The sequence below is a fragment of the Streptomyces sp. P3 genome, from assembly GCF_003032475.1.
In the GTDB taxonomy this organism is placed as follows: domain Bacteria; phylum Actinomycetota; class Actinomycetes; order Streptomycetales; family Streptomycetaceae; genus Streptomyces.
In genome coordinates, this window is the sequence record NZ_CP028369.1 from 2,443,179 (window position 1) to 2,467,137 (window position 23,959).

At 67.3% G+C, this 23,959-nt stretch carries 15 protein-coding genes and 3 rRNA genes; 9 read left to right on the top strand and 9 right to left on the bottom strand.

Features of this window, described 5'->3' with window-relative positions; all coding sequences use genetic code 11:
• Positions 1-82: 82 nt before the first annotated feature.
• The 5 genes from C6376_RS10960 to C6376_RS10985 all read left to right on the top strand — a co-directional run bounded on the left by C6376_RS10960 (position 83) and on the right by C6376_RS10985 (position 7,142).
• On the top strand, positions 83-649 hold the full coding sequence (locus tag C6376_RS10960) for a MarR family winged helix-turn-helix transcriptional regulator (RefSeq protein WP_107443248.1): 567 nt from the start codon (positions 83-85) through the stop codon (positions 647-649).
• 660 nt (positions 650-1,309) lie between these two features.
• Positions 1,310-2,835, top strand: a 16S ribosomal RNA gene (locus C6376_RS10970).
• Between the two features lie 313 nt (positions 2,836-3,148).
• A 23S ribosomal RNA gene (locus C6376_RS10975) occupies positions 3,149-6,270 on the top strand.
• A 90-nt stretch (positions 6,271-6,360) separates the two neighbouring features.
• Positions 6,361-6,477 (top strand): 5S ribosomal RNA (gene rrf, locus C6376_RS10980).
• Together the 16S, 23S and 5S rRNA genes form the textbook arrangement of a ribosomal RNA operon.
• Positions 6,478-6,578: 101 nt before the next feature.
• Positions 6,579-7,142, top strand: coding sequence for a GNAT family N-acetyltransferase (locus C6376_RS10985; protein WP_107448891.1), 564 nt, complete (start codon positions 6,579-6,581; stop codon positions 7,140-7,142).
• On the opposite strand, the gene C6376_RS10990 is transcribed toward C6376_RS10985, so the two are convergent.
• The 7 genes from C6376_RS10990 to C6376_RS11020 all read right to left on the bottom strand — a co-directional run bounded on the left by C6376_RS10990 (position 7,131) and on the right by C6376_RS11020 (position 16,165).
• Entirely contained in the window at positions 7,131-8,753 is a 1,623-nt protein-coding gene (locus tag C6376_RS10990; protein WP_107448892.1) for a type IV secretory system conjugative DNA transfer family protein, read from the bottom strand. The genes C6376_RS10985 and C6376_RS10990 overlap by 12 nt on opposite strands.
• 14 nt (positions 8,754-8,767) lie before the next feature.
• Entirely contained in the window at positions 8,768-10,195 is a 1,428-nt protein-coding gene (locus C6376_RS10995; RefSeq protein WP_107443249.1) for an ATP-binding protein, read from the bottom strand.
• A gap of 9 nt (positions 10,196-10,204) precedes the next feature.
• Positions 10,205-11,764: an SCO6880 family protein gene (locus C6376_RS11000; RefSeq protein WP_107443250.1), complete on the bottom strand. Its 1,560-nt coding sequence runs from the start codon at positions 11,762-11,764 to the stop codon at positions 10,205-10,207.
• Complete coding sequence (locus C6376_RS11005; RefSeq protein ID WP_107443251.1) at positions 11,761-13,086, bottom strand: hypothetical protein; 1,326 nt, start codon at positions 13,084-13,086, stop codon at positions 11,761-11,763. The genes C6376_RS11000 and C6376_RS11005 overlap by 4 nt, the downstream gene beginning before the upstream one ends.
• Complete coding sequence (locus C6376_RS11010; protein WP_173985621.1) at positions 13,076-13,927, bottom strand: hypothetical protein; 852 nt, start codon at positions 13,925-13,927, stop codon at positions 13,076-13,078. Before C6376_RS11010 ends, C6376_RS11005 begins: the two co-directional genes overlap by 11 nt.
• Positions 13,928-14,128: 201 nt before the next feature.
• On the bottom strand, positions 14,129-14,437 hold the full coding sequence (locus C6376_RS11015) for a hypothetical protein (protein WP_003991275.1): 309 nt from the start codon (positions 14,435-14,437) through the stop codon (positions 14,129-14,131).
• Positions 14,438-14,824: 387 nt separating this feature from the next.
• Positions 14,825-16,165, bottom strand: coding sequence for a S53 family peptidase (locus C6376_RS11020; RefSeq protein WP_107443252.1), 1,341 nt, complete (start codon positions 16,163-16,165; stop codon positions 14,825-14,827).
• A gap of 611 nt (positions 16,166-16,776) precedes the next feature.
• Here C6376_RS11020 and C6376_RS11025 point away from each other — a divergent pair.
• On the top strand, positions 16,777-17,535 hold the full coding sequence (locus C6376_RS11025) for a serine protease (protein WP_107443253.1): 759 nt from the start codon (positions 16,777-16,779) through the stop codon (positions 17,533-17,535).
• A 16-nt stretch (positions 17,536-17,551) separates the two neighbouring features.
• On the opposite strand, the gene C6376_RS11030 is transcribed toward C6376_RS11025, so the two are convergent.
• Positions 17,552-18,328: a carbonic anhydrase gene (locus C6376_RS11030; protein ID WP_254075904.1), complete on the bottom strand. Its 777-nt coding sequence runs from the start codon at positions 18,326-18,328 to the stop codon at positions 17,552-17,554.
• Positions 18,329-18,552: 224 nt separating this feature from the next.
• Here C6376_RS11030 and C6376_RS11035 point away from each other — a divergent pair, with 224 nt between their 5' ends.
• The 3 genes from C6376_RS11035 (at position 18,553) to C6376_RS11045 (ending at position 22,222) form a co-directional block, all read left to right on the top strand.
• Positions 18,553-20,298, top strand: a complete 1,746-nt coding sequence (locus C6376_RS11035; RefSeq protein ID WP_107443255.1) for a serine/threonine-protein kinase — start codon at positions 18,553-18,555, stop codon at positions 20,296-20,298.
• A 37-nt stretch (positions 20,299-20,335) separates the two neighbouring features.
• The gene (locus tag C6376_RS11040; protein ID WP_107443256.1) at positions 20,336-21,343 is read left to right on the top strand and encodes an NlpC/P60 family protein; all 1,008 of its coding nucleotides are present in this window, start codon (positions 20,336-20,338) and stop codon (positions 21,341-21,343) included.
• A 168-nt stretch (positions 21,344-21,511) separates the two neighbouring features.
• The gene (locus tag C6376_RS11045) at positions 21,512-22,222 is read left to right on the top strand and encodes a phosphatase PAP2 family protein (RefSeq protein WP_107443257.1); all 711 of its coding nucleotides are present in this window, start codon (positions 21,512-21,514) and stop codon (positions 22,220-22,222) included.
• Positions 22,223-22,300: 78 nt separating this feature from the next.
• Here the strand turns inward: C6376_RS11045 and C6376_RS11050 are convergent, their stop codons facing one another.
• Complete coding sequence (locus tag C6376_RS11050; protein WP_107443258.1) at positions 22,301-23,875, bottom strand: FAD-binding oxidoreductase; 1,575 nt, start codon at positions 23,873-23,875, stop codon at positions 22,301-22,303.
• Positions 23,876-23,959: the final 84 nt, after the last annotated feature.

Below are 23,959 nucleotides of genomic sequence, written 5' to 3' on the forward strand. Positions count from 1 at the left end.
GACTTAGAAGCTAAAGTTCGAAGCTAAACTGTACACATCGAAGGACTTCAACACGAACGCGCCCCGTGCGATACTTGTTCCCATGGGCGACAACCCCGGCACGGTCGGCACCGGTCTCGGCAGCGAGCCGACGATCGAAGAGCAGATCGCCGCCTACCAGCGCGAGTTCCAGGACCTTGATCCGCAGGTCGAGAAGATCGTCTCGGCGCTCTCCCGCCTCAACCGCCGGATGAACGTCGCGTACGGCCGCCAGACCGCCGACCTCGGCATCAGCAACGCCGAGTGGGAGGTCCTCAAGGCCCTCGTCCTCTCCGGTGCTCCCTATCGCCTGGGGCCCAGCGACCTGGCGAAGCGGCTCGGCCTGACGCCGGCCGCGATGACCCACCGGATCGACCGCATGGTCACCGAGGGCCTGGTGACCCGTGAGCGGGACGAGACCAACCGGGTCCGGGTGATCGTGGAGCTGACGCCCGAGGGCCGGGAGAAGTGGCTGCGGGCCATGCGCATGGCGACCGTCTTCGAGGAGGATCTCCTCCAGGATCTCTCCGCGGTGGAGCGCACCACTCTCGGCGAGGTCCTGACCAGGCTCCTTCGCCGCGTGGAGCACGCCCAGCCGGATGCGGGCGGCCGGCTCAGCGACCTCGACTGAACGGGCCGAGCCCGTTCGGCCTAAAAGATCTTGACAGGGGTGGTTGACAGCCCCATCCAGGATCCGTAGAGTTCTTCGGGTTGCCGCGGAGCCATAACGGTTCTCCGGCAGCACCTCCGCCGCAGTAGCGGCACCACAAACCACCGCACGATCTCCCTCGGGGTTGAATTCGGCGTGCCCGAATTCAATTCGATCGAGGGTCGGCAGCTCGATTAGCAACTGCCGAACGGATCCGCTAAGGTTTGAGACGTCGGAACGGCCCAACAGCCGCGAAGACGACTCCCGCTGACCGGGAATCAGAACCGAAAGGGTCTGGTAGAGTCGGAACCGCCGGAAAGGGAAACCGCGAGATAAGCGGGAAACCTGGAAAGCACCGAGGAAATCGGATCGGGAAACGGTCTGATAGAGTCGGAAACGCAAGACCGAAGGGAAACTGCCCGGAGGAAAGCCCGAGAGGGTGAGTACGAAGGAAGCGTCCGTTCCTTGAGAACTCAACAGCGTGCCAAAAATCAACGCCAGATATGTTGATACCCCGTCCCCGGCAGTGATAGCCGAGGATGAGGTTCCTTTGAAACAAACACAGCGAGGACGTTGTGAACGCCGGGCTTATTCCGCTCGACGTTCCGCTCTCGTGTGTGCGATCCCGATTACGGGAAAACATTCACGGAGAGTTTGATCCTGGCTCAGGACGAACGCTGGCGGCGTGCTTAACACATGCAAGTCGAACGATGAACCACTTCGGTGGGGATTAGTGGCGAACGGGTGAGTAACACGTGGGCAATCTGCCCTTCACTCTGGGACAAGCCCTGGAAACGGGGTCTAATACCGGATACCACTCCCGCAGGCATCTGTGGGGGTTGAAAGCTCCGGCGGTGAAGGATGAGCCCGCGGCCTATCAGCTTGTTGGTGAGGTAATGGCTCACCAAGGCGACGACGGGTAGCCGGCCTGAGAGGGCGACCGGCCACACTGGGACTGAGACACGGCCCAGACTCCTACGGGAGGCAGCAGTGGGGAATATTGCACAATGGGCGAAAGCCTGATGCAGCGACGCCGCGTGAGGGATGACGGCCTTCGGGTTGTAAACCTCTTTCAGCAGGGAAGAAGCGAAAGTGACGGTACCTGCAGAAGAAGCGCCGGCTAACTACGTGCCAGCAGCCGCGGTAATACGTAGGGCGCAAGCGTTGTCCGGAATTATTGGGCGTAAAGAGCTCGTAGGCGGTCTGTCGCGTCGGATGTGAAAGCCCGGGGCTTAACCCCGGGTCTGCATTCGATACGGGCAGACTAGAGTGTGGTAGGGGAGATCGGAATTCCTGGTGTAGCGGTGAAATGCGCAGATATCAGGAGGAACACCGGTGGCGAAGGCGGATCTCTGGGCCATTACTGACGCTGAGGAGCGAAAGCGTGGGGAGCGAACAGGATTAGATACCCTGGTAGTCCACGCCGTAAACGGTGGGAACTAGGTGTTGGCGACATTCCACGTCGTCGGTGCCGCAGCTAACGCATTAAGTTCCCCGCCTGGGGAGTACGGCCGCAAGGCTAAAACTCAAAGGAATTGACGGGGGCCCGCACAAGCAGCGGAGCATGTGGCTTAATTCGACGCAACGCGAAGAACCTTACCAAGGCTTGACATACACCGGAAACGGCCAGAGATGGTCGCCCCCTTGTGGTCGGTGTACAGGTGGTGCATGGCTGTCGTCAGCTCGTGTCGTGAGATGTTGGGTTAAGTCCCGCAACGAGCGCAACCCTTGTTCTGTGTTGCCAGCATGCCCTTCGGGGTGATGGGGACTCACAGGAGACTGCCGGGGTCAACTCGGAGGAAGGTGGGGACGACGTCAAGTCATCATGCCCCTTATGTCTTGGGCTGCACACGTGCTACAATGGCCGGTACAAAGAGCTGCGAAACCGTGAGGTGGAGCGAATCTCAAAAAGCCGGTCTCAGTTCGGATTGGGGTCTGCAACTCGACCCCATGAAGTCGGAGTTGCTAGTAATCGCAGATCAGCATTGCTGCGGTGAATACGTTCCCGGGCCTTGTACACACCGCCCGTCACGTCACGAAAGTCGGTAACACCCGAAGCCGGTGGCCCAACCCCTTGTGGGAGGGAGCTGTCGAAGGTGGGACTGGCGATTGGGACGAAGTCGTAACAAGGTAGCCGTACCGGAAGGTGCGGCTGGATCACCTCCTTTCTAAGGAGCACTTCTAGGCAGCCGCAAGGTTGTCCAGAGGCCAGTTCATCGGCGAACGTCCGGTGCTGGTTGCTCATGGGTGGAACGTTGATTATTCGGCATTCTCAGTCATCTCGGGCTGCAAGTACTGCTCTTCGGAGCGTGGAAAGCTGATCACGAGTGGCGGGGGTGCCGGGCACGCTGTTGGGTGTCTGAGGGTGCGAGCGTTTTCGCTTGCCCTTCTGATGCCGGCCCCAGTGAACTCCAGCTCAGGTTGGGGGTGATGGGTGGCTGGTCGTTGTTTGAGAACTGCACAGTGGACGCGAGCATCTGTGGCCAAGTTTTTAAGGGCGCACGGTGGATGCCTTGGCACCAGGAACCGATGAAGGACGTGGGAGGCCACGATAGTCCCCGGGGAGCCGTCAACCAGGCTTTGATCCGGGGGTTTCCGAATGGGGAAACCCGGCAGTCGTCATGGGCTGTCACCCATACCTGAACACATAGGGTATGTGGAGGGAACGCGGGGAAGTGAAACATCTCAGTACCCGCAGGAAGAGAAAACAACCGTGATTCCGGGAGTAGTGGCGAGCGAAACCGGATGAGGCCAAACCGTATGCGTGTGAGACCCGGCAGGGGTTGCGCATTCGGGGTTGTGGGATCTCTCTTTCACAGTCTGCCGGCTGTGAGGCGAGTCAGAAACCGTTGATGTAGGCGAAGGACATGCGAAAGGTCCGGCGTAGAGGGTAAGACCCCCGTAGTCGAAACATCAACGGCTCGTTTGAGAGACACCCAAGTAGCACGGGGCCCGAGAAATCCCGTGTGAATCTGGCGGGACCACCCGCTAAGCCTAAATATTCCCTGGTGACCGATAGCGGATAGTACCGTGAGGGAATGGTGAAAAGTACCGCGGGAGCGGAGTGAAATAGTACCTGAAACCGTGTGCCTACAAGCCGTGGGAGCGTCGGATACGTGCTTGCACGTATCTCGTGACTGCGTGCCTTTTGAAGAATGAGCCTGCGAGTTTGCGGTGTGTTGCGAGGTTAACCCGGGTGGGGTAGCCGTAGCGAAAGCGAGTCCGAACAGGGCGTTTCAGTAGCACGCTCAAGACCCGAAGCGGAGTGATCTAGCCATGGGCAGGTTGAAGCGGAGGTAAGACTTCGTGGAGGACCGAACCCACCAGGGTTGAAAACCTGGGGGATGACCTGTGGTTAGGGGTGAAAGGCCAATCAAACTCCGTGATAGCTGGTTCTCCCCGAAATGCATTTAGGTGCAGCGTCGTGTGTTTCTTGCCGGAGGTAGAGCACTGGATAGGCGATGGGCCCTACCGGGTTACTGACCTTAGCCAAACTCCGAATGCCGGTAAGTGAGAGCGCGGCAGTGAGACTGTGGGGGATAAGCTCCATGGTCGAGAGGGAAACAGCCCAGAGCATCGACTAAGGCCCCTAAGCGTACGCTAAGTGGGAAAGGATGTGGAGTCGCAGAGACAACCAGGAGGTTGGCTTAGAAGCAGCCACCCTTGAAAGAGTGCGTAATAGCTCACTGGTCTAGTGATTCCGCGCCGACAATGTAGCGGGGCTCAAGCGTACCGCCGAAGTCGTGTCATTGCGATATATACCCCCAACGGGGATCGTGATGGGTAGGGGAGCGTCGTGTGCCGGGTGAAGCAGCACCGGAAGGTAGTTGTGGACGGTTCACGAGTGAGAATGCAGGCATGAGTAGCGATTCACACGTGAGAAACGTGTGCGCCGATTGACTAAGGGTTCCTGGGTCAAGCTGATCTGCCCAGGGTAAGTCGGGACCTAAGGCGAGGCCGACAGGCGTAGTCGATGGATAACCGGTTGATATTCCGGTACCCGCTGTGAAGCGTCAAACATTGAACCAGGCGATGCTAAGTCCGTGAAGCCGTTCCGGACCCTTCGGGGAATGGAAAGTGGTGGAGCCGACGGACCAGACTTGCAGTAGGTGAGTGATGAGGTGACGCAGGAAGGTAGTCCATCCCGGGCGGTGGTTGTCCCGGGGTAAGGGTGTAGGACGGTGTGTAGGCAAATCCGCACACCACATAGTCTGAGACCTGATGCCGAGCCGATTGTGGCGAAGTGGATGATCCTATGCTGTCGAGAAAAGCCTCTAGCGAGTTTCATGGCGGCCCGTACCCTAAACCGACTCAGGTGGTCAGGTAGAGAATACCGAGGCGTTCGGGTGAACTATGGTTAAGGAACTCGGCAAAATGCCCCCGTAACTTCGGGAGAAGGGGGGCCACGCTTGGTGAGAGGACTTGCTCCTCGAGCTGGGGGTGGCCGCAGAGACCAGCGAGAAGCGACTGTTTACTAAAAACACAGGTCCGTGCGAAGCCGTAAGGCGATGTATACGGACTGACGCCTGCCCGGTGCTGGAACGTTAAGGGGACCGGTTAGTCACTCTTCGGGGTGGCGAAGCTGAGAACTTAAGCGCCAGTAAACGGCGGTGGTAACTATAACCATCCTAAGGTAGCGAAATTCCTTGTCGGGTAAGTTCCGACCTGCACGAATGGCGTAACGACTTCTCGACTGTCTCAACCATAGGCCCGGTGAAATTGCACTACGAGTAAAGATGCTCGTTTCGCGCAGCAGGACGGAAAGACCCCGGGACCTTTACTACAGTTTGATATTGGTGTTCGGTTCGGCTTGTGTAGGATAGCTGGGAGACTGTGAAGCTTGGACGCCAGTTCAGGTGGAGTCGTCGTTGAAATACCAGTCTGGTCGTGCTGGATGTCTAACCTGGGTCCGTGATCCGGATCAGGGACAGTGTCTGATGGGTAGTTTAACTGGGGCGGTTGCCTCCTAAAGAGTAACGGAGGCGCCCAAAGGTTCCCTCAGCCTGGTTGGCAATCAGGTGTTGAGTGTAAGTGCACAAGGGAGCTTGACTGTGAGACCGACGGGTCGAGCAGGGACGAAAGTCGGGACTAGTGATCCGGCGGTGGCTTGTGGAAGCGCCGTCGCTCAACGGATAAAAGGTACCCCGGGGATAACAGGCTGATCTTCCCCAAGAGTCCATATCGACGGGATGGTTTGGCACCTCGATGTCGGCTCGTCGCATCCTGGGGCTGGAGTCGGTCCCAAGGGTTGGGCTGTTCGCCCATTAAAGCGGTACGCGAGCTGGGTTTAGAACGTCGTGAGACAGTTCGGTCCCTATCCGCTGCGCGCGCAGGAATATTGAGAAGGGCTGTCCCTAGTACGAGAGGACCGGGACGGACGAACCTCTGGTGTGCCAGTTGTTCTGCCAAGGGCATGGCTGGTTGGCTACGTTCGGGAGGGATAACCGCTGAAAGCATCTAAGCGGGAAGCCTGCTTCGAGATGAGTATTCCCACCCACTTGATGGGGTAAGGCTCCCAGTAGACGACTGGGTTGATAGGCCGGATGTGGAAGCCCAGTAATGGGTGAAGCTGACTGGTACTAATAGGCCGAGGGCTTGTCCTCAGTTGCTCGCGTCCACTGTGTTGGTTCTGAAACCACGAACAGCCCCATGCCATGGTCACGGTGTGGTGCGGCTGAACAGTTTCATAGTGTTTCGGTGGTCATAGCGTGAGGGAAACGCCCGGTTACATTCCGAACCCGGAAGCTAAGCCTTACAGCGCCGATGGTACTGCAGGGGGGACCCTGTGGGAGAGTAGGACACCGCCGAACAATCATTGCGAAAACCCCCGTGCCATTCGGCACGGGGGTTTTCTGCGTTCAGGGCCGAAAAGGAATTTCCGAGTCGGAGCCCAGGCACTACTGTGCTTTGCATGTACACGTATACGGTTCGGGTGGTGCGGCCGGAAGAGTGGGCCTCGGTCAAGGCGTTGCGGCTGCTCGCGCTCGAGGATCCGGCGGCGCCGCTCGCTTTTCTGGAGACCTATGAGGCGGCTGCGGCCCGACCGGACTCCGTCTGGCAGGAGCGGGCCGCCGGAGCGGCCGAAGGGTCTGTCCGAGCGCGGCAGTACGTCGCCGAGGCGGAGGACGGGCAGTGGGCGGGATCGGTCACCGTGCTCGTGGAGGAGGCGGGCACCGTCGACTGGGCCGGCGAGCCCGTCGAACGACGACAGGGGCATGTCGTCGGCGTCTTCGTGCGGAAGGAGTGGCGGGGAAGCGGGATGACGCGGGCGCTTCTCGACGCTGCCTCGAACTGGGCCTGGGAGCTGGGGTTGGAGCGGGTGCGGCTCCTGGTGCACGAGCGGAACCTGAGGGCGCAAGGGGCCTACCGCAAGGCGGGGTTCACGCCGACCGGGCGGACCGTGTCGTTGGGCGAGGAGTCAGAGGACAACGAGTACGAGTACGCCCTCGAGCGTCCCGGGGCGTCAGACCGGTAGTTCGTGGTGCGGCCAGCGGGCCCGGCCCTGTTCGCGGGAGCGGAGCAGGGCCAGAGTGGGCAGGCCCCGGCCTGTTCCGGCGGCCAGGAGATCCGGAAGCTGGGGGATCGGAGCCACGGCCGCCACATCGTCGAGGACGAGCGTCAGTGGTGGGTCGAGGCGACCGGAGGATGACCGTTCGGCCATGCGCCGGCCGCGCTCGACCACGCTGGAGACGAGAGCCGTCAGGAGCGGCATCGCACCGGGACTGCTCCTGGGGTCCTCGAGAGATTCACCGAGCACATAAAGAGTGCCCCCTTCGTCCACGAAGGAATCCAAGGCGAGGGCATCAGTTCGGTTGGGAGTGCACGCCTCGCGGATGTTCACCGTGGAGAGAGCGGAGAGCGTACGGGCCGTCAGTTCCTGCGCGATGTCCCGCCGTTCGGGGTGGGCGGTCAGGGCGGCTTCGAGCTCGCCGGCCGCACCCGGGGCGGCCTTGGGGTTCGTGCGCAGGGCGCGGACCGCTTCCTGGACGCCGGTGCCCTGGGACCAGCGGTGGACGTGGCGGACCGTGCGGCCGTCGATGGCCGCGGCGTGGAGATAGCTGCGGAGCAGGGTCTCGGCGGTCTCGGCCACCGCCTGGTCCAGGCGTGCCGTGGGGCGCACGGGCGTGAGGAGCGCCGCCGCGCGAGTGGCCGCGGTCGGTCTGTCCTCGCAGCCGGCGATGGGGGACCAGTGGAGGCGGGCCGGGGTGTCGCAGCGGTGCGCCGGGTCGTAGAGGTGGACCGGCCCCAGCTTGGCTCGGCCGTCCTTGGTGTCCTGCCAGAGGGCGGGGTCGGAAGTGAGGACGAGGGCCGGGCCCTCGGCGTCCCGGACGGCTTGGGAGGCGAGGGCGTACCGGGCCGCGGGGGGCGCGTAGTGGACCGTACTGCCGTCGGCGCGGGAGCTCTCCCACCCGTGGGCGGGCGCGAGGACGGCCTCGGGCTGCCGCGTCCCGGCCGGCGATGACGGGTGCGACGAGGAGGACGGCTGCGACGGGGGTAGGGAGGACGGGGATGCCGCCACGGGCTGCCGGTCCGGCGGGGTGGCCGACGCGACGGTTGGCGCGAGGCGTTGCGTGTGCGGGGTCGGCTCGGCTCGGGCGCCCGGGTCCGTCTCCGCCGGCGTCGCCTCGGCCCGTGGGGTGGGCACCTCGTGGTGCGGAGGCTGCGGGGCGGGCCCGGGGGCCGTCCGGTCCGCCCTTCGATGTGCGCGTACCGCCCGCCAGCGGGCCAGCGTGCCCATCACGAACACCGTGAGCACGAGCAGGATCATCAACTGGCCGATGAGCAGGCCCCAGAAGAGGCCGTAGCCGGAGAACTGCGTGGCGTCCGCGTCGGGCCACGCGCCGGGGACGTCGTGGGGCGCGGAGATGAGGTGGCGCATGGCCAGGGGGGTGCGCGTGAAGGTGACCCCGGACGGCCAGGAACCGTGGGCGAGGAGGGCCGACAGTCCGGTGGCCGTCCAGACGAGGAGCGTCATGCCGAGCAGGAAGGCCAGTATGCCGACGAGCAGGCCGTCGGGGATGCCTCCCGGCCCGGGGCCCGGGCCGGAGCCGTGGCTGTCGTGGCGATGCCCGTCACCCGGTCTCATGACCACCCCGCCCTCTACGCCACGGTCGACTCGGACGAGCCGTCCAGGTCGGCGATGTGCTGTTCCATGAAGGCCGCCGCCCGTCGTTCCTGTTCCAGCTCGGCGGCGAGCAGCGCGTCGTCGTCGGCCATGCGGTCGGCGGAGGACTCCGTCATCGCGCGGTCGGTGAAGACCAGCGGGCGTTCCGTCTCGGTGACCAGGTGTTTGACGACCTGGACGTTGCCGTTGACGTCCCACACGGCGATGCCCGGGGTGAGGGTCGGGATGATCTCCACGGCCCAGCGTGGCAGGCCCAGGACGCGGCCGGTCGCTCTCGCCTCGTCCGTCTTCTGGGCGTAGATCGTCCTGGTGGAGGCCATCTTCAGGATGGCTGCGGCCTCCTTCGCCGCCGCGCCGTCCACCACGTCGGAGAGGTGGTGGACGACGGCCACGAAGGACAGGCCGAGACGCCGGCCGAACTTCAGCAGCCGTTGGAAGAGCTGGGCCACGAACGGGCTGCTGATGATGTGCCAGGCCTCCTCGACCAGGAAGATGCGCTTCTTCCGGTCCGGGCGGATCCAGGTGTGCTCCAGCCAGACCCCGACGATCGCCATCAGGATCGGCATGGCGATCGAGTTGCGGTCGATGTGGGACAGGTCGAACACGATCAGCGGGGCGTCCAGGTCGATGCCGACCGTCGTCGGGCCGTCGAACATGCCGCGCAGGTCGCCGTCGACCAGGCGGTCCAGGACCAGGGCGACGTCCAGGCCCCAGGCCCGCACGTCGTCTATGGCGACGTTCATCGCCTCCGCCGACTCCGGTTCGGGGTGGCGCAGTTGCTCGACGATGTCGGTGAGGACCGGCTGGCGGTCGACGATCGTCTCGTTGACGTAGGCGTGGGCGACCTTGAGCGCGAAGCCGGAACGCTCGTCGAGACCGTGGCCCATCGCCACCTCGATGATCGTGCGCAGCAGCGCGAGCTGGCCCGTCGTGGTGATCGACGGGTCCAGGGGGTTGAGGCGGATGCCGTGGTCGAGGGCGGCCATCGGGTCCAGACGGATGGGGGTTATTCCCAGCGCCTGCGCGATGAGGTTCCATTCGCCGACGCCGTCCTCGCCCTGCGCGTCCAGGACGACGACCTGTCGGTCTCGGAAGCGGAGCTGGCGCAGGACGTAGGTCTTCTCCAGGGCCGACTTGCCGTTGCCGGACTCGCCGAGGACGAGCCAGTGCGGGGCGGGCAGCTGCTGGCCGTACAGCTGGAAGGGGTCGTAGATGTAGCCCTTCCCGGAGTAGACCTCGCGGCCGATGATGACGCCGGAGTCGCCGAGGCCGGGCGCCGCCGTGGGGAGATAGACCGCCTGGGCCTGGCCGGTGGAGGTGCGGACCGGAAGGCGGGTCGTCTCCACCTTGCCGAACAGGAAGGACGTGAAGGCGTCGGTGAGGACGGACATCGGGTCCCGCATGTGAAGCCCCTACCTTCGGATTCCGGTGGCGAACGGGAGGGTGTTCACGAACGCACGGTGGTGCTCCCGGTCGCACCACTCCAGCTTCAGGTACGACTTGCCGGCCGACGCCCTGATCGTCCGCTTGTCGCGGGCGAGGGCCTCGGGGTTGCGGGAGGAGACCGTGATGTAGCCGACCAGGTTCACGCCGGCCGCGCCGGACGCCAGGTCCTCGCCGCGCTGGTCGAGACGGGAGTGGGCGGCGACGTCGCGCGGGTCGACGGTCCGGTTCATCTTGGCGGCGCGGCTGGCCTCCGCCTCGTCGTTCGTCTTCTCCGTGAGCATGCGCTCGATGGCGACCTCGGTGGGTTCGAGGTCCATCGTGACGGCGACCGTGCGGATGACGTCCGGGGTGTGGACCAGCAGGGGGGCCAGGAAGTTGACGCCGACCGGGGTCATCGGCCACTCCTTCACCCAGGCCGTGGCGTGGCACCAGGGGGCGCGGGTGGACGACTCGCGGGTCTTGGCCTGGAGGTACGTCGGCTCCATGGCGTCCAGCTCGGCCGGCCAGGCGTTGCGCCTGGTCATCGCCTGGATGTGGTCGATGGGGTGGTCCGGGTCGTACATGGAGTGGACGAGGGAGGACAGCCGGCCCTGGCCCAGCGGCTGGCGGACGCGGATGTCCGCCTCCTGCAGGCGTGAGCAGATGTCCGTCAGCTCGCGGGCCATGACGACGGCGAGGCCGGCGTCGCGGTCCAGTTTGCGGCCCGACCGGGGGTGGGCGGCGCGAGCCATCGCGTGTGCCTCGGCGGCCAGTTCGCGGGTGTAGTGCATGCAGGCGACGAGGTAGGCGCGGTGCTGCTCGCTGCTGGTGGACACCATGGACTGGAGCTGGTCGTAGGAGCGGGCCAGCCAGTCGGGGGACTTCTCGTCCCCGCGGACGGCGACGTCCTTGGCGTGGGCGTCGGGGTCGGCGGGGAGGGTGCGGGCGAGTATCTGCAGCCGGGTGACGAAGCCGTCGCCGTTGGCCACGTGCTTGAGGAGGGTGCCGAAGCGGTCGACGAGGGCTTCCTGGTCCTCGCTGTCGCGCAGGCCGACGCCCGGGCCCTCGATCTCGATGGCGGCGGTCACCGTGCGCCGGTCCGCGTGCAGGAGGACGGCGATCTCGTCGGGACCGAAGGGGGCGGCCAGCCAGCTGATGCGGCCGATGCCCGGCGGGGGGCCGACCTCGACCTCCTGGCCGTCCAGGCGGGTGCCGGCCTCCGAGGCCGTCGAGCGGTACGTGGTGCCCCGGCGGAGGGTGCGCTTGTAGCTGCGGTTGATCTCGAACCACTTGTAGAACGTGCGGTGCTTGTACGGCACGTACACCGCGGCCAGCGCGAGCATGGGGAAGCCGCTCAGCAGGACGATGCGCAGGGCGAGGACGGGGACGAGGAGGCCGCACATCATGCCGAGGAACGCGCCGATGACGATGAGCGCGATCTCGCCGGACTCGCGGTTGCGGCCGACGATCGCGTTCGGCCGGGCGCGGCCGATCAGATATGTACGGCGGGGCGTGATCGCGTGGGACACGTGGGAATCGGTCGTCAACGCCCTTCACCTCCCGTGCGGTTGTTGCTGCTGTTTCGGGTGTTTCCGGCGTGCGGGGTGTTGACGGGGCTGCTCGCGCGGGGTGCGGGTGCGGCGGAGGGGACGGATCCGCCGCCCCCGTTCGAGGTGCGCGAGCTGTGCGCGGCGACCCCGCCGGACACCGGGTTGGCTGGGCGGGCCCCGCTGGATCCGGACGAGCCGCCGTTGTCCGCGCGGGTGCTGTGCGTCTTGATGCCCTGGGCGACCAGGTTCGCCGGGGAGCTGATGACGGCGGCGGCCTTGCCCTCGGCTCCCTGCATGATGCGGTTGTTGCGGCCGTTCGCGATCTCGTCGCCGAAGCCGGGGACGAAGCGGTAGATCATCGCGCTGGCGAAGATGGCGAGCAGGATGATGGAAAGGCCGGAGACGACGGCGGAGAAGGAGTCCGGGCCGTCGGCGGAGGACAGCGCGCCGGCCAGGCCGAGCACTATCACGATGACCGGTTTGACGAGGATGACGGCGATCATGATGCCGGCCCAGCGGCGGACGTGGCTCCACAGGTTCTTGTCGACCAGTCCCGCGTAGACGACCGTGCCGAGCAGCGCGCCGACGTAGAGCAGGGCGGCCCTGATGACGAGCTCCAGCCACAGCACTCCGGCGGCGAGGATCGACACCAGGGACACGACGATCAGCATGATCGGGCCGCCGCCGATGTTCTCGCCCTTGGCGAGGGCCTGCGAGAAGGTGCCGAAGAACGTGTTGGTCTGGTTGCCGGTCGTCTTGGCGAGGACGTCCGTGATGCCGTCCGTGGCGGAGACGACGGTGTAGAGGACGAGGGGGGTGAAGGCGGAGGCGAGGACGGTCAGCCAGAGGAACCCGACGGCTTCGCCGATGGCGGTGGTCAGGGGCACTCCGCGTACCGCCCGCTTGGCGACGGCCAGCAGCCACAGCAGGAGCGTCAGGACGGTCGAGGCGGCGAAGACGACGGCGTACTGCTTGAGGAACCGCTCGTTGGTGAAGTCGACGTTCGCCGTTTCCTTCACGGCGTCGCTGAGCTTGTCCACGGTCCAGGAGGCGGCGTCGGCGCAGCCCTTGGCGAGGGAGGAGAGGGGGTCGAGGGTGTCGGAGACGCCGGGGTTGGTGGTGGACGACGGGTTCTCCCCCTTTTCGCAGTAGTCCCGGGCGGGTCCTCGGATGAGTTCGCTGCAGGCGCTGCTGGAGGAGGACGAGGGCGTCGGATCGGGTGTCGGGTCGGCGACGGCACGTGTGGCCAGCAGCACGGTTGTGGCCTGAAGGGCGGCCAGAGCAGCCGTCACCTTGAGGGAGAGGTGCTTAGCGCGCATACGTGAACCCTCCGAACTCCTCGACGGCCTTCGTCATGTCGTCGGCGGTGGAGGCCCGCTGGTCGCGTCCGACGGGAACGGGACCGTCCTTCTGCTGGAAGCCGGTGATCTTCCAGTCGTTGTCGACCCACGAGAGCTGGTAGGTGGTGGTGAACCAGCTCTCGGAGACGGGGTTGGTCGAGGCCGCGCCCGAGAGGCCGAACAGCGACGTGTACCAGACCTCGACGGTGGCTTTGCTGCTCGTGGCAGCTGTGGCCTTGGTGCCCACGGGAATGACTCGTGAGACGAAGGTCTGGCCCTCGGGGGCGGTGCCGTCCTTGGCGAGTCCGATGTTGCTAAGGAACCTCTCGCTCGCATATGCGGAGTCCAGGGCGGTCTTCTTGGCCGCGGCGGCATCGGGTGTGTAGACGGTGTCGACGATCTGATGCCGGAGATCGGTGAGGAACATGTCCGCCGACCCCAGTGCCACGGCATAGTTGGCCGCGGCACTCTGAGCGCCTTGGGAAGTGTGTGCGTATCCGACCGGGATGCCGCCCGTCTTCGACCGGACCGGCTTCGTGCCGGTGGGGGTCGTGCTGGTGGCGTTCGGTTTGTCGCCGCCGGTCGTAGCGGACGGTCCGGAAGAGGAATCGTCTCCTCCACGGTTCGCGAAGGCGATCGCCGCGATCAGTACCACGACGACCCCGACGACCGTCACCATGCTGCGTGAGGGGCCGCGGGCGGCTCTGCGGGCTCCGCCGTAGGGGTCGTCCTCGGGCAGCCGGAGGCGTGTTCCGCCGTAGCGCGGGCCCTCGTCGGTGCGTGTGGGTTCGCCGTAGTCGTTCTCGTCGCCGGGAGTCATGCCGGGTACGCCCCCTCGTTGCCGTACCGGAACGCGTAGAAGTACGACGGTAGCCGTGCTGGTTCCCGCGCGGGCGCGGTGTGGTGACTCGACATCAGGGACATCAGGGAAACGAAACCTCAGCCGGTGGGCACGACAGGTGGGTGGGGACTGGGGGCCGGGCGTGCCCGGACGGGACTGGGGGTGGTGCGGTGGCCGCAGCTACACGGCCATGCCGTACACGATCGTGAACAGGGTCCCCAGGGAGCCGATGATGAAGACGCCTGTCAGGCCGGCGATGATGAGGCCCTTGCCCTGTTCCGCGCTGAAGGTGTCCCGCAGGGCCGTAGCGCCGATGCGCTGTTTGGCCGCACCCCAGATGGCGATGCCCAGGCAGAGGAGGATGGCGACCGCCATCACGACCTCGATCATCACCTTGGCCTCGTTGCCCAGGCTGCCGAAGGGCCCCCAGTCGGGAGCGATCCCGCCGATGATGGTGTTGATGTCGCCCTTGTCGGCCGCGAACAGCATGTAAGTCACCGCCCCTGGTGGGTAGTTCCGCCGCCCTCTGCCGGTGTGCAGAGGTCACGTCTCATTGTCGCCGACAAAGTCGCCGTCGTATGTCGACTTGGCGTCATTGCCGTGCCGGATTCGTACGAATGGCTCGTATGGTCACTCTGTGTATCACGGCAGGTCACGCCGGGCAACGAGGCCGGAGCGGAACCTGTGGTGTGGTTCCGTCGTTAGCCCACTTCACGGCCCTGCGCGGATTCTGACGGCCGGTCGGGTGAGCCTACGTTTCGATGTTCTCACGAAGAAGGGCGAACGGGCCGCGGCTGGGTGCCGCGGCCCGTTCGCCCTTCGCCACGGGTGGCCCCCACGGCCCACTGTGGCTGTTCGGTGTGACGGGAGGTCAGGTCATCCGGTGAAGGCGTCCGTTCCCTCGGGGGTGCCGAGGCCGGTGGGGCCGTCGTAACCGGAGCGGGCGGTGCAGAGGTAGGAAGCGCTGGACGAGCAGGTGCCGTTGCTGCCGCTGGTGACGTCGTTCAGGGCGGAGGTGCCGGCGGCCGCGTAGGGGTACGAGGCCGGGTAGTCGCTGCTGCCGGGGGTGCCGGCGAGGGCGTAGACGGCGGCGATGACAGGCGAGGAGGCGCTGGTGCCGCCGAAGGTGTACCAGCCGGCGGTGACGCCGTAGGAGTCGTAGACGGAGACGCCGGTCGCGGGGTCGGCCACGGCCGAGACGTCGGAGACGGTGCGCTTGGCGCAGCCGGTGTCGGTCTGCCAGGTCGGCTTGGCGTCGTAGGCGGAGCAGCCCGAGCCGGTGCCCTCGGTGGAACTGGTGTTCCAGACCTTCTCGGTCCAGCCGCGGGAGTTCGAGGACGTGGACAGGGCGGTGCCGCCCACGGACGTCACGTACTTGGAGGAGGCCGGGTACTCGGCCCCGTAGCCCTCGTCGCCCGCGCTGACGGTGATGGCGACGCCGGGGTGCTTGAAGTACGAGGTGTCGTACGAGGTGTCCGAGGAGGACTCGGAGCCGCCGTAGCTGTTGGAGACGAACTTCGCGCCCAGCGCCACGGCCTCGTTCACGCCCTTGCCGAGGTTGGCCATCGAGGAGGAGGTGGCCTCGACGAGCAGTATCTTGCAGTTCGGGCAGACCGCGCTGGCCATGTCGAGGTCGAGGGACTCCTCCTGGGCCCAGCCGCTGTCGGCGGCGGGCAGAGACGTCGTCGAGCCGGTCTGGCTCACCTTCTTGAAGCAGCCGTTGGCCACCGTGCAGGCGGGAAGGCCGTAGTAGGAGCGGTACTTGGCGAGGTCGGCGGCGGCGTTCGGGTCGTCGTACGCGTCGACGATCGCGATGGTCTCGCCGGTGCCGTTGCTCGATGCGGCGTCGGTTAGGCCGTAGGCGTCCTGGAGGTCGGACGGGCCGTAGCCGGTGGGGCCGGCGGCGGCCGCCTTCGGGGTGACGGCGGCGGTCCGGCCGGTGTCGGCGGCGCGTTCCTTCTGGAAGGCGGTGGTGCCGCCGGTGACGCGGAAGGATTTGCAGGTCAGGTCACCCTTGTGCTTGGGGGTGGCACAGGGGGTGGCCGCCCAGGTGACCTTCGGGGACGCCGTGTGGGCGGGGGTCGCGGGTGCCGCGTTCGCCTGGGCCGCGGTGCCGAGTCCGGCGAGCACGAGGGCGGCGGCACCGAGGATCGAGGCACCGGTGCGGCGTTGCCGGCCGAATCTGGCGGGGGAGGCGGGGGAAGTCGTCGTACGCAACGGACAGCTCCTGATGGTGGGGTGGCAGGGGCGGTGCGGGTGGGGGGTGATGCGTGCCACCGGTACGTGGTCCCCGGCGGCGGGCGGCGGCCCACGACGACTGTTCCTTTGTTGAGTACGCGACAACAAGATGCCTGGCGGAATCCTGACTTCCGCAATACCGGAGGGGGTTGGGTGATTGCTGATCAATGGTGGGGTGATGGTGCGGCGATGGCCGCCACTTGACCTGCGGGCGTCAGATGCATCAAGTGGCCTCCGCACGCCGGGACTTCACCTCGCACGGTGACGCCCCGGGGCCGCAGGGTCCGCCGCGCCCGCAGCGCCTGCCGTGCCCGCCGTGCCCATCGGGCTCGCGTGGGCGCCGGGCAGCGGAGCCGGTGGTGACGCCGAGCGCGGGCGGGGGGCCGCGTTCCGGGTGGGCGAGGACTGCGGCCGGGCGGGTCTGAGGGGCTCGCTGGGGGGCACCCGTACCGGAGAGCTGAGGATCCGTACTGGACAGTCGAGCATCCGTACTGGAGAGCCGAGGAGGAACGGTTGTGCGAGCCGAGTGCGGGTAGCGTCGGAAGAGGTATCTGTCGCTTCTCTCACCTTCGTGGGCCACAGTGGATTCGATGAACCGAAACGCCCTGCTCGGTGCGGTCGTGCTGCTGGCCGTCACCTCCGCCTCCGAGGCGGCCGCCGACGGGGGGCCCGGGCCCCTCGGAGTGACGGCCGTCGCCGTGTCGACGCCGCAGTCCGCGAAGGTCGGCGCGCTGTTCGCGGCGGACGACGCGGACGCCGGTGGCCTGGCCGGCGAGCACGTCTGCACCGCCTCCGTGGTGCACAGCCCGCACCGCGATCTCGTCGTCACGGCGGCGCACTGTCTGATCGACGGCGGTGAGGTGGCGTTCGTCCCCGGCTACCGGGACGGTGAGGCCCCCTACGGGATCTGGAAGGTCGCGAGGGTCTTCCTGCCCGACGAGTGGAAGCAGGGGCAGGACGAGGACAGCGATGTGGCGTTCGCCGCGCTCGAGGAGCAGGACGGCGAGGGCGTCGAGGACGTGGTCGGCGGCAACCGGTTCGCGCCGGGCACCGCCACGGGGGCCACGCCCGTGAGCGTCACGGGGTACCCCAATGCCGGTGAGGCGCCGATCCGGTGCGTGAACAAACCCACCGCCCACACCGGCACCCAGCAGCGCATAGCCTGCCCCGGCTTTTCCGGCGGCACCAGCGGGAGCCCGTGGGTGAACGGCTACGGCGAGGTCGTCGGCATACTGGGCGGTCACGAGCAGGGCGGATCCACGGACGACGTCTCGTACAGCGTGGTCCTGGGACCGGAGGCCGCGCAGCTGTACCGGCAGGCTTCCGCCGATTCCCAGGACACGCCCTAGAGGGGCCCTGGAGGGCCTACACGACGGGGTGCACGAGCTGGCTGCTCAGCTCGTAGCGGGCTCCGACGACGGCCAGCTCGCCGGCGGAGATCTTCGCGGCGAGGTCGGGCTCGGCTGCGAGGCGCGAGCGGACGGCCCGGATGTTGGCGTCGATGGTCGAGTCGACGCGGGCGTCGCCGTCCTTCGTGCGATCGATGTTCGGGGATATCTGGTCCGCCAGATACTGGATGTGGGCGGGCAGCCGCTCACCGGACCGGTCCGCCTGCACGGCGGCCTTCACCGCGCCGCACGACTGGTGCCCGAGCACCATGACCAGCGGTATCCCCAGTTCGAGCACGCCGTAGGCCACGCTGCCGAGAACGGCCTCGTCGAGGACCTCGCCCGCGCTGCGGACGGTCATCAGGTCGCCGAGGCCCTGGTCGAACACCAGCTCGGGCGGCACGCGCGAGTCGATGCAGCCGAGGACCACGGCGAAGGGCTGCTGACCCGCCGTCAGACTCGCCCGGACCGCGGGCGTCTCGTCCGGATGGCGCTCGCAGTAGGTGCGCCAGCGCCGGTTGCCCGCGGCGAGTTCCCGCAGTGCCTGGTCGGCGGTGGCGGGCCGGGGCGCGGTACCGCGCGGGGAGGCGCCGCGCGAGGCGGTCGGGCGGGGGGCGGCGGAGGCGGGGGCCGCCGAGAGGGCGAGGCCGCCCAGGGTCGCCGTGCCGGCGAGGCCGCGCAGCAGCGCGCGGCGGGCGGTGGCGGCGGCCGGAGGGCGCTGCACGGATCTGTGGGGGGCGTCTTCAGGATTCACGGGGTGGAACGTATGTCCGAGCCCGAACCCGGTCGCACGGGTTGCCGAATCATGGCCCTGCATGACGATCCGTGGATCGAACGTTGGGCGATGCTTGGCGTCGGCACGGTCCGTCCTTTACCCGCCGGGCACGCTCGCCGTCAGGACACGGCGGACACCGGCGCGCAGGCGTGGGGAACGGGTCGTATGCCTGGCCAACCGATCGATGTGGCAAGGTCGGTTCGGTGGACGTACTGAAGGCTCAGGACCCCGCGCGGATAGGCGCGCACACGCTTCTCGCGAGGCTCGGCGCAGGCGGCATGGGGCAGGTCTACCTCGGGCGCTCGCCCGGTGGACGGCTCGTGGCGATCAAGGTCATCCGGGACGAGATCGTCGACCATCCGGAAGCGCTGGCACGGTTCCGGCGCGAGGTGGAGACGGTGCGGGCGGTCCGCAGTGCGTACACGGCCAACCTCATAGACGCCTCGCTGGACACGGCCCCGTACTGGCTGGCGACGGAGTACGTGCCGGGGCCGACGCTGGCCGGCGCGGTGCGGGAGCGGGGGCCGTTGCCTTCGGACAGCGCGCGGAGGCTGTTCGCCGCTCTGGCCGAGGCCCTGGCAAGCGTCCACGGATACGGAGTGACACACCGGGATCTCAAACCACAGAACGTGATCCTCTCGCCGCAGGGGCCGCTGCTCATCGACTTCGGCATTGCCCGCGGGGCGGCGGACACGGCTCTGACGCAGACCGGACTCGCCCCTGGGACACCCGGATACACCGCACCCGAGGTGTTGATCAGCAATCAGGTGGGCGCGGCCACAGACGTGTTCGCCCTGGGGGCGACGTTGGCCTACGCCATGACGGGGCGTGCGCCGTTCGGGTCGGGGCCCACGCACGCGGTGTCGTACCGGGTGGTGCACGAGGACATCGACGTCGGTGGGGTCGAGCCGGAACTGGCCGAGCTCGTCAGGGACTGCGTGGCCAAGAACCCTGCTCGGCGCCCGGAGCCGGACGAGGTGATCACCCGCTGCGCGGTGACCTCCGCGCTCGCCGAGGACCCGTTCTACGTTCGTCTCACCAGTGACATCGAGGCCGTGCCGCAGGATCTCCCGGCCGCAAGGGCGGCGGGACTGGTCCCACCGGGACATGGAGCGCCTACGCCCCCGGCGTACGCGCCGACCGTGGGGCCCGGCTACGTGCCGACGGCCCTCCCGGGGTATGTGCCCACCTCCGCGCCGTCCGCGCCGACGCCCGTTCCGGGACGACGGTCGCGTCGCACGCCGTGGGTCGTCGCCCTCGCCGTCGTCGTGGTGGTGGGCACGGGGACCGCGGTGACGCTGAAGTTGCTGGAAGGAAACGGGACAGGGGGAACGGGCGGTGGCTCGTCGTCCTCGGCGTCTCCCACTGCGAACACCGCGCCGCAAAAGGCCCCGGAATACATCCTGAACGACCGTGTCTCCCGGGATCGCTGGACCTTGTCGGCCGAGCCGGCCGATGCCGCGCACGGCATCGGCAAGTGCGCTCAGATCGGCGCCGTCAATGCGCCGAAGGAACTCCAGTACGGGGTGGACGACCTCGATGATCCGGACTCACCCACCGTCGTCAGACGCGCGAGAATCACGTTCCGCTTCAAGTACGCGGAGATCGAGGACAAGAAGCCGGCCCCGTACTACGTCTCGGTTGGCGTGAAACCGCCGCACGACATAGACGCCGACACGGGCAAGCCGTACGAAGTGATGGCGGAGAGCAAGAGCGTCGGCTACACGAGCAGACCCGTGGACATCTACGAGCACTGGAAGGACGGCCGTTTCGTCGAGTTGACCTATCCCGACGACTTCCGCAGCCACTTCTCCCCGAGCCAGTCCGAGGCAGCGATCCCCGTGGCCAACGACCCGGGAGACTGGACCGCCGTGTTCTACAACGTCAAGAGCGGTCCGACCGACTACGAGAGCATCGGTTGCACCGGATTCCGGGTGGGAAGCTCATAGACTGACGGGGGCGGGATCCCGCGCGGGCGAGGGGCGGTTGACGGTGCGTAAGGCGTGGATCGGGGCGGGTGCCCTGGCCGGGGCGGGGCTCAGCTTCGTGCTGCTGCTCGTCGTCGGCGTGTACGTCGTCGCAGGGAACATCGTCAACGGCGTGGGCGGCAAGAGCGTGGGGCTTGCCAAGGGGGCCGTGCCGGCCGCGTACCAGGCGCTCGTGCAGAAGTGGGGAAACCACTGCGCGGCGATCAATCCCGCGCTGCTCGCCGCGCAGCTGTACCAGGAGAGCGGATTCAACCCCAACGCCAGGAGTCCGGCGAAGGCCGAGGGAATAGCTCAGTTCATCCCCGGAACGTGGGCCACGCACGGCGTAGACGGCGATGGCGACGGCGACCGTGACGTCTGGGATCCGAATGACGCGATTCCATCGGCGGCGGCGTACGACTGCCAGCTCGCCTCGTACGTAAAGACCGTCCCCGGAAACATCACGCACAACATGCTCGCCGCCTACAACGCGGGACCGGACGCGGTCGTCAAATACGGCGGTGTGCCCCCGTACAGCGAGACCCGGACCTACGTGAAGACGATCACGACGCTCGAGAAGTCCTTTGCCGCTCCTGTTTCTCGGGTGGATCCGTCCAAGCAGGCTGCCGGGGCCATCTACTTCGCGCAGAAGAAGCTCGGCACGCCCTATCTGTGGGGTGGGAACGGCACCGCTGACCAGGGGGGACGGTTCGACTGTTCCGGGCTGACCAAGGCCGCCTACGAGAGCGTCGGTATCACCCTGCCCCGGGTCGCCAACGACCAGTACAACGCCGGGCCGCATCCGAAGCGGAGCGAGTTGCTGCCGGGGGACCTGGTGTTCTTCTCCACCGATCTCGGCAATTCGCGGGCCATCCACCACGTGGGGATCTACGTCGGTGGCGGGTACATGATCGACGCGCCCTACACCGGGGCCGTCATCCGCTTCGACCCCATCGACACCGCCGAGTACTTCGGAGCCACCCGGGTCACCGAAGATGGCGCGAAAGCGCTCCCGACGACGGTGTGAGGCGGGCCGGAACCCCAGCTCTGAGCTGCGCGGATCTGTCTCTCTTCGATAACGTCTGAGTGATCATTCAGTGGAGAGTGGAACGTATCAACCGGGGCCGTGCGTTCCTGTTGAAGCGGGCGCATGCGAGGCGCGCCGAGCAGAACACGACGAAGGGGCCGCAGCACCATGGCTGGACTCGCCGAATCCGGGTCGAACCCCGACGTCGACCTGCTCTACGACATCAACGGGCTGGCCAAGGACGCGCCGCAGTGGTTCGACCGCATCGTCGAATTCGTCGGTGAGTACGGGCTGTTGCTCGCCATGGTGCTGCTGATCGTGTGGTGCTGGTGGGGAGTGCGCCGCCGGCCGGGCGGGGCCGAGGAGGCCGCCTCCTCGGTGGCCGCCCTGGTGTGGGCGCCGCTCGCCGCCGCCGTCGCCGTCCTGGTCAACGTGCCGATAAGAGGGTTCGTCGAGCGGCCGCGGCCCTTCCGCGATCACCAGGGTCTCGAGGTGCTCGTCTCCGGCAAGACCGACTACTCGTTCGTGAGCGACCATGCCACGCTCACCATGGCCATGGCCGTGGGGCTCTTCGTCGCCCACCGCAGGTTCGGGCTCGTCGGGATAGGGATCGCCCTGCTCGAGGGGTTCTGCCGGGTCTACATGGGCGTGCACTATCCGACCGACGTGATCGGCGGGTTCGCGCTCGGCACCGCCGTGGCGCTGCTGCTGTCGCCGGTCGCCTCCATGCTGCTCACCCCGGTGCTGAGGGCCGTGGACCGGTCGCCCCGGACGGGGTGGCTGGTGCGCAGCCGGTCGGCTCGGGTCGGGGACCTGGAGGGGCTCGGCCGCGGTGCCCGCTCCGAGGTCGCCGCCGAGGAGCGGGACCTCGCCGCCTGACCTCGTCTCCGGGTCTTGCCCGGCGGCCTTGCCCGGCGGCTTCGTCCCGGGCCTCGTCTCCCGGCCTCGCCTCGGCCCTCAGAGGGCCTGGGGGTAGGTGAAGAAGCCGTTGGGGTCGTAGTGCTGCTTCAGCCGGGTCAGGCGGGGGAGCGCGTCGCCGTAGTAGGCCTTGCGCCAGTTCGTCAGGGTCGGGTCCGCGTAGTTCTGGTAGGCCGCGCCCGAGGCGTACGGGGCCATCGCCCGGTGGGCGGTGTCCAGCCAGGCCTGCGCCGCCGTCCCCGCCGTGCCGGCCCGCCAGGACGCGATGTACTGGGCCAGCATGCGTGAGCGGCGGTGGACGAACGCGGTGGCCATCGGCGAGACCCGGTTCACCGCGCCGCCCAGCGCCGTCAGCGCGATGCTGCCCGAGCCGCCCCGCACGGACGTGATCTGCTTCAGCAGGGTCTGGATGCCCGCCGCCGAGAGCGAGACGTCGAAGAAGTCCGAGCGGGCCGCGTACGTCTCCCTGCCCAGCGCGCCCTGCGGGGAGCGGCCCGGCGTGGAGCCCGGCAGGTGGCACTGGGCGTCCGAGGTGAAGGACGAGCAGCCGGCGTAGATCTCCATCGCCGCCTCGTAGGTGCGCCGGCGCAGGGACACGTTCCTCGCGGGGGCGCCCACCCGGTCCGCGAGGCGGTCGACGGCGTTCTCGAGCTGGCCGTACGTACCGATGCAGAACGCGGCGACGGAGATGGTGGGGGTGCCGCCGGGGACGTTCGCCACGTGGAGGGAGGACCAGATCTCGTCGGGCTGGGCCGGACCCCACTCCTGCCACGCCTTCACCACCGCGGCCGCCTTCGACCAGGGCCACGTGAGGTAGCCCGTCACCGCCTGGGGCGCGGGGTGGGTCTTGAACTCCAGCTCCGTGACGACGCCGAAGTTGCCGTTGCCGGCTCCGCGCAGCGCCCAGAAGAGCGCCGTGTTCCTCGTCGCGTCGGCGGTGAGCTGCTTGCCGTCCGCGGTGATGATCGTGGCGCGGGTGAGGCTGTCGCAGGTCAGGCCGTAGGCACGGGAGACCACGCCGTGGCCGCCGCCCAGCACGAGGCCGGAGACACCGACCGTCGGGCAGGAGCCCGCGGGGATCGTCACGCCCTTCGCCGCCAGCGCCCGGTAGACGTCGATCAGCTTGGAGCCCGCGCCGACCACGGCCGAGCCGCCGCTCGCCCGGACCCGGTTCAGCTTGGAGACGTCGATGATCAGCCGGCCGTCGCCGGAGGACCAGCCGCCGTAGGAGTGGCCGCCGTTGCGGATCGCGGCCTTGATCCGGTGGGCGCGGGCGTAGGCCATGACCGTACGGATGTCGTCGGCGTGGGCGACGTAGGCCACCGCCGCGGGCTTGAGGCTGTCGAAGCGGGTGTTGTAGAGCTGGCGGGCCGCAGCCCAGGAGGCCTCGCCGGGGCGGACCAGGGTGCCGTCCAGGCCACGGGCCAGGGCGGCCCAGCCGGCGGGGGCGGAGACGCTGGTCGTCGTGAGGGGGGTCGTCCCGCCGGAGCCGTCGCCGCCGGCGGTTCTGGTGCCGGAGGCGGATCCGCTCGCGCTGCCGCCGTTCGCCCTGCACGCGGTCAGTGCCGTCGCGACCGCGGCACTGCCGCCCGCGATGAACGTACGCCGTTCCATGTTGTGCCTTCCCTCGGCCGCTGTCGGCTTCACGGAGCGAGACGGGGTCATGAGACCACAGGTTCCGACGGCCGCCGGCAGTGA